Source organism: Pedobacter suwonensis, from assembly GCF_900111825.1.
GTDB lineage: Bacteria > Bacteroidota > Bacteroidia > Sphingobacteriales > Sphingobacteriaceae > Pedobacter > Pedobacter suwonensis.
Genome location: NZ_FOJM01000020.1, coordinates 64,178 through 70,784, shown reverse-complemented (window position 1 = coordinate 70,784; position 6,607 = coordinate 64,178). Strand labels below are relative to the sequence as shown.

Genomic DNA, 6,607 nt, shown 5'->3' with positions numbered 1-6,607 from the left:
TTAATCATCTCAAATCAGCGGGAGATCATGTGCTGCAGCAAAAAAGCATTCGTAACAGTTATTTTCCCGCAGATCAAAGGGAGTTTGCAGATCAGGAAAATTCTTACAACAACAGTCTGTGCTAATCATCTCAACTCAGCGGGAAATCATGCGCTGCAGTAAAAAAGCATTCGTAACAGTTATTTTCCAGCAGATCAAACGAATTTTGCAGATCAGGAAAGTTCTTACAACAACAATTTGCGTTAATCATCTCAAATCAGCGGGGAATCATGGGCTGCATTACTTCCCGCTAATTAAATCTTAAAAATTAAAAGTCGCCTTAAGCATGGCTACCCGCCCCGGGATAATATAAGTTCCGGTAGTTAAGGAGTTGGCCGAAAGGTAAATGGCGTCAAACCTTTTAATATTGGTGAGGTTAGTGATCCCAAATTCAATATCAGTCTTCATTTTTAACCATTTGTAGCGCAGGTTTGCATCCGCAAAAATATATTTCAAATCAGGTTGTGATGATTGCCTGGTGAAAAGGTGTTCAGCAGATAGGTTTACGTACAGATTTTTAATTGTGGTAATCGCTAAAGCAGACTGTTGCCTTAATTGTTTAAAATTCGTTTTTATCCCGTTAGCTACTATCGCTTTATTATCTGTAATGGCATAGTTGGCTGCATAAGACCAGTTAATGAAGTCGCTCAGCTTGGCTTCAATCCCAATTTTGTAAGCTATGGTTTGCGTATTAAACGGTAAAAGTGCATTGTTCTGTAGCTGACTGTATCTGCTTTGCGAATAACTGACGCCGGCATTTACGGTGCTTTTTAGGGTAAACAGGTATTTGCTGGCATTTGCTGCAAGGTAGAAGTTACGGATATGGTTATTTAACGGCAGTACAATTTTCTGCTGAATGTTGTTGCTCAGGTTGAAGGCCGAAATGGTGTTCAACTCAGTGTCGCTATAATTGGCCGTTAAATTCGCGAACAACATTTGCATGGCCTTTCTAAAGTTGAAACCGGCGCCTATGTTATGTGTTTGGGATTCGGTAATTGGTGCATCGTTTGAAAATAATGATCGGTAGTTCTTTAAAATCGTACCCCGGTACACGTCGCTAATATTTCCCAGGTCGTTTCTGAAGCTATAGTTTGCCGTTACATAATTTTCGGTACTGGTTTCATATTTTAGGTTAAACGAAGGGTTTATGAATAGTTTATTCAGGCTATTATGCAATTGGTTGGCGGCATCGCTGTAGTCAATGTGGTTGTAGCTTAATGGTAAGCTTAAACCAGCCTTTAATTTATCATTGGTATACTCGTAAGTGGCTTCAGTGTAAAGTTTGGTTTTAAACCAGTCAAGTTCATTTACCGTATTTCCTGTAACGGGTTCCGTTTGCTGATTATTTTGCGTGCGGTATAGCACTGAATTAAGCTGCTGTTGCTGCACATTAAAGCCTGCTTTGTAGGTTTGTACGAAGTTGTTTTTTACAAAAGCGAATGACACATAGTTATTGGTGTACCAGGTTGGTAGTTTGATCTGTTGTGTTAAATCAAGATAACTGTTTCCATTATTTAAAATATCAGGGTTTAGCCCGGGTGTAATATTTAGGATTTCGGGTTGAGCAGTATGGTTTAAATAGGAGTAGAGATTGATTACATCCTCTGATTTTAACTTTTTTCGGTAATTAAATTCGTTCGATAAATCGAAAGTTTTCTGTTTAAGGAGCTGGTTGGCTGCTACGTTATTAATTATCAAATCCGATCTGGTTTTGAAAGGGCTATATTCCAATACCAGATTGTTATTCAGATAGTATTTTTCCGCATTGCCATTCAGGGTAAACTGCGCCCTGAGTTTTTGTGGATTAATGGCATTGTTTTGTGTTTCGGCATAACGTATGGTTTGACCGGGAAGGTAAGTCTCCGAAAATTTATTGTATTCCTGATGTCTCTTGTCGTATAGATAGGAGATATTGGCCCTTAACTGGAGGTCTGGATTGAACTTGTATAAATTGTTAAGGTTAATGAGTCCAGCTTTGTTAAACAGATATCTGCTTTGTGGCAGGGACGGTACCCCGGCAGCGCCTGTAGATAGTAGTCCGTTTGGTTTATCGTTATCCAGTTTTTTTGCATAATCAGAAAAATTATGTGCAATAAGGTCGCTACCCGGATCAATGCCGATATTGTTTCCTTTTATGTTGTTGATAAATTTTAGCTTTTTATTAAACAACATGGCGGTGAGGTTTTCATCAAATCGATTGGGGACGCCGGCACCAACAGTGGCATCTCCCATCATTTTAAGCTTAGCTTCATCTTTGATCACCAGGTTTAAAGCAACATCATCACTCATATTATTTTTGCGCATCATTTTAACAGGTTGATCGTTCTGGATAACCTGGACCTTATCAACTGCTCCATGCGGAATGCTTTTGGTGCCTATATTGTACTTGTCATCTAATAGATTATCCCCATCCACATATAGGTTAGATATCGATTTTCCATTGTAGGTGATCTTGCCATCCTCGGCCACCTCAACACCGGGCATTTTTTTTAATACATCGCCAATACTCCTGTCTTGCTTATCGGCAAAGTCAGCCGTGCGGTAATTTAAAGTATCGCCCCTGGATGTCAGTGATGGTCTGTTTTTAACAGTTACCGTTTCCAGTGTGGTTTCGCTGGGTTGTAAAATCACCTCGTAATTTTTAGCAACGTCGGTTACGGTGGTCACCATCTTTTTAAAACCAATGCTCGAAGCTTCAAGGTGGTAACCTGCAATGGCTTCGTTTTTGAGTTCAATGTTAAAGGCGCCATTTTTATTCGTTCTGGTAAAATTGATGATGTTACCGCCGGTATCTTTTAAGGTAACGTTAACGGATTCAATACCTTTGCCACTTGCGTCTTTTACCAATCCTTTAAGCGGCCTTTGTGCAGCAACAGAAAGCGCTGCCAGCAAGAGCCAGCAGCTGAAAATGAACTTCCTCATTTTTTATCTTCAATTTCTATCGGATTATTGATTTCAGCTTTATTTGCGGTCTTGCTTGCAGGACGTGGCGCCTGATTGGTTTTGAATGAACCTTGCATTCCATTTGCAGCCATTTGGGCCTGCATAAAACCTTGCGGATCTTTATCGCGTGCTGTTTTAAGTTTATCCAGTTCTTTTCTTGTGGTTTTTATTGCATTTGTTGGTAGTTTAATTTCAGATCCAAGGTAACTGGTGCTAATATCCATGCCCATAATTTTTACCGAACTCACTCCGCCACTTGGGGCTGCAATTTTAACCTCTCCATCGGTATTGTCTGTAGCATTTGTTTCCTTTACATTTTCAAGTCCGGCAAATTCAAATTTCACTTCTTTTTTATCATCGTAAGCTTCTATAATTAAACCAGGTAAACCATTTAATTTCCATGGACCGCTTTGAAACGGAATATCGGTTGCAAACCAGGCTATCCAATTGCGGCCTTTAAAATGTGTAGTTGCTTTTTGACAGGCAATTCCCGAAAAGCTCATCGTATCTTTTAATATCTTCCAGCTAATGGCTGGAGCAGGTTCTTCAATTAGGTAATTGTTAAATACACGCTCTTTGGTAATCATTTTATGTTCATTTGCAAAAAAGAAATAGTCTTCCTGGGTAAGTGGTGCTTTCGTTTCACTTTTTACTTCAATTTTCACGTTTCCATTACCTGCCTGGTTTTTCATTTGCTCCATGATCTGCATTTGCATGTTCTTTGCCTGGTTCATTTTATCGTAACTGGTAAATACAGATGCATTTTTACCGGTTACAAGCAGCATATTTTCTACTTTGGGTTTATCTTTCTGTGTCGTATCGGTTACGTGTGTAAAAGTGTAGCGCACCCTGGCCAAAGCTTTGTCTGGTTCCTGGGCCTTTGCTGATAGTAAAATGGCTGTAGCCAGGCAAGTAGTAAAAATTCGTTTCATGATATGGTTATTTAGTTGTCTATTTAATTTTCGTAAATCTACGAAGTTTTCGTAATTAGAAAAATGTTTTAACATTTTTTAACGGGGAGGAGGGGTAAAATGGAAGACGGATGATGGAAAATGGAAGATGTAAAAAAGGAAGATGGAAAATGGAAGATGGAAGAAAAGAAGATGGAAAATTAAAAAGGAGAGGGGACGTGTTTATTTGCAGAGATGCATAGACACCTAGATTTTTGATATGTCATTTGAGTGGAGGTGGGACCGACAGAAATCATATTTAGAAATGAGCGTTCGGTGTTTCTTGGCGGCTTGCGGCCCCGCTTTCGCTTATAGTCCTCGCTGCGCTCCGGGCTATTCCGCTCTATCGGGTTTAGAAACAAAGCTTGTGTGCCCTGGAACTCTACAAACGAGAGTATTTCGATTATAGATGATAAGCATCGCTGAAAAAGCGGAGGCCTTTCATTGCTATTGTGTTTGTAGACAGCGCGTGTGCAGGATGCAAGAAAGGAACTAAAATGCGTATATTGGCGCTTTAGAAAAACATAACCGGATGGTTAAACGGATCAGGAAGTTTTGGTTGAAATGAGGGAAATGTTTTAACGAAAAATATTTTCGATATCTGTTTGTGTGTTAATTGAATTTATTCTATATTTGCACCTCGTTAAATAAAAATTAAAAAACTAATATTTAAACAATGTACGCAATAGTAAATATAGCAGGGCAGCAATTTAAAGTTGCTAAAGACCAGCACCTTTTTGTACACAGATTACAAGGAGATGAAGGCGCTAGTATTGAATTTGATAATGTATTGTTGGTTGATAACGGTGGTGCAATTACTGTAGGTGCTCCTGCAGTTAAAGGTGCTAAAGTTTCAGCTAAGATCGTATCTCATTTAAAAGGTGATAAAGTAATCGTTTTCCACAAAAAACGTAGAAAAGGTTACAAAAAGAAAAATGGTCACCGCCAGTTTTTCACTAAGATTCAGATCTCTGACATCACGTTATAATTAATTGTTAACCCAATAATCCGCTTTTAGCGGGTTACAAAATATAAAATCATGGCACACAAAAAAGGAGCCGGTAGTTCGAAAAACGGACGTGAATCGCACAGTAAGCGTTTAGGTATTAAAGTTTTCGGTGGTCAGTTAGCTGTTGCAGGAAACATTTTGGTACGTCAACGCGGCACAAAACACCATCCTGATAAAGGCGTGGGTATTGGTAAAGACCATACTTTATTTGCTTTAGTTGACGGTACTGTTGTTTTCAAAAAGAAACAAGATAACAAATCATATGTTTCTATTCTTCCTATCACTGATGCGGAGATCGAAGCAGCAATTGCTAAGCCAGCTGCTAAAAAAGCAACTGCAGAAAATGAAGTTGTAGCTGAAGCTGCACCAGCAAAAAAAGCACCTGCGAAAAAAGCAGCTAAAAAAGACGAAGCTACTGAAGAAGCTGCAACTGCAGAATAATTAGTACGAAACGAATATAAAAAGGGTTCTGATGCAAATCAGGACCCTTTTTTGTTATAGCTGAAACTACAGTTGCGAACTTGCTTTCTCAGTCAGCACAGCAACTGCAAGCTGATTGATTAACCTTATCCTAAAATCACAAGATTAAGATTGCTTTGTTGTTCCTCCTTGCGATGACAGGATTTTCTTTTGCTGATTTATCTTTCGTTTAACTGGCGTCAAACCTCGGGCTGCCGACGCCACTGAACTGTTAAACCCTGTTAAATAACAAAAATTAACATTTCAGACTTTTAGATTTGGGTAGTGATTTAAAACCAAACCCATGAATCTGAAGCAGATATCCTTATTAATTCCATTACTTATTTCAAGCAGTTTCCTGTATGCGCAAGATGTAGAAGAAAATATGCGCATGGTAAAACCTTTTAAGGCCGACGGTATATCGAACGAATGGAATGAACCACTTAACCAGTATAACGATGCTACAAGGCTGGCTTTTGCGCTCGCTAATGATGATCAGAATCTTTACATCATTATCGAATCTCTGGATCCGCAAACTACGTTCAGTGTATTGAGCGGAGGCATTACCTTAAACATTAATACAGCAGGCAAAAAGAAGGATGGGATTCAATTGACCTTTCCGCTGATGGAAAGACCACATGAGGTTAAAGATGTAAATATATCCCCAAATCATATAACGCAGCCTAATGGAGATATGGGATTGTCGCACGATCCTTCAACAATGAATAAAAGCATCCGTATTTCTGGATTCAAAAACATTGTCGATGGTGATTTATCTGCAGAGAACCAGAGTGGGATTGAAACTGGTATGAGTATACACCCCAATAAAGACCTGATTTACGAACTCCGTATTCCGCTGGCACAACTTGGCGTAAATGTAGAGGCGAAAAAGCCATTGGTTTATCACATTAAAATTAACCAGCCCGATAGAACTGCTATGCATCAATCAGGCAGGCAGGAAAATGGGGGCAGAGCAGGCGGTTTTTCGGGTGGAAAAGGCATGGGTGGAATGGGCAGTGGCCACGGTGGTATGGGTGGAGGAAGATCAGGCGGAGGGATGAGCCGTAGCCGTGGCCAAGGGCTGCAGGAAAGCGGTGGAATTGCCGCTAAACAGTCTGATTTTTGGATTAAGTATAAGTTGGTTAAAGCTTAGGCACAAAGCCATCTTAATGCGGACCCTGGTGATGGTTGCCGTTTTAAGATGGCT

5 protein-coding genes are annotated in these 6,607 nt (G+C 39.7%); 3 read left to right on the top strand and 2 right to left on the bottom strand.

The window, feature by feature from the left end; translation table 11 throughout:
* Window positions 1-300: 300 nt before the first annotated feature.
* A complete protein-coding gene (locus tag BM107_RS21965; RefSeq protein ID WP_090987353.1) occupies window positions 301-2,961 on the bottom strand; it encodes a carboxypeptidase-like regulatory domain-containing protein in 2,661 nt (886 codons plus the stop codon).
* Window positions 2,958-3,914 (bottom strand): GLPGLI family protein, encoded by a 957-nt coding sequence (locus BM107_RS21960; RefSeq protein ID WP_090987445.1) that lies wholly within the window; start codon window positions 3,912-3,914, stop codon window positions 2,958-2,960. The genes BM107_RS21965 and BM107_RS21960 overlap by 4 nt, the downstream gene beginning before the upstream one ends.
* A 694-nt stretch (window positions 3,915-4,608) precedes the next feature.
* Between BM107_RS21960 and rplU the strand changes: the two genes are divergently transcribed.
* The 3 genes from rplU to BM107_RS21945 all read left to right on the top strand — a co-directional run bounded on the left by rplU (window position 4,609) and on the right by BM107_RS21945 (window position 6,553).
* Window positions 4,609-4,920 (top strand): 50S ribosomal protein L21, encoded by a 312-nt coding sequence (gene rplU, locus BM107_RS21955; RefSeq protein ID WP_039476071.1) that lies wholly within the window; start codon window positions 4,609-4,611, stop codon window positions 4,918-4,920.
* 51 nt (window positions 4,921-4,971) lie between these two features.
* A complete protein-coding gene (gene rpmA / locus BM107_RS21950) occupies window positions 4,972-5,382 on the top strand; it encodes a 50S ribosomal protein L27 (protein ID WP_090987351.1) in 411 nt (136 codons plus the stop codon).
* A 322-nt stretch (window positions 5,383-5,704) separates the two neighbouring features.
* Window positions 5,705-6,553, top strand: a complete 849-nt coding sequence (locus BM107_RS21945; protein ID WP_090987349.1) for a hypothetical protein — start codon at window positions 5,705-5,707, stop codon at window positions 6,551-6,553.
* Window positions 6,554-6,607 lie beyond the last annotated feature (54 nt).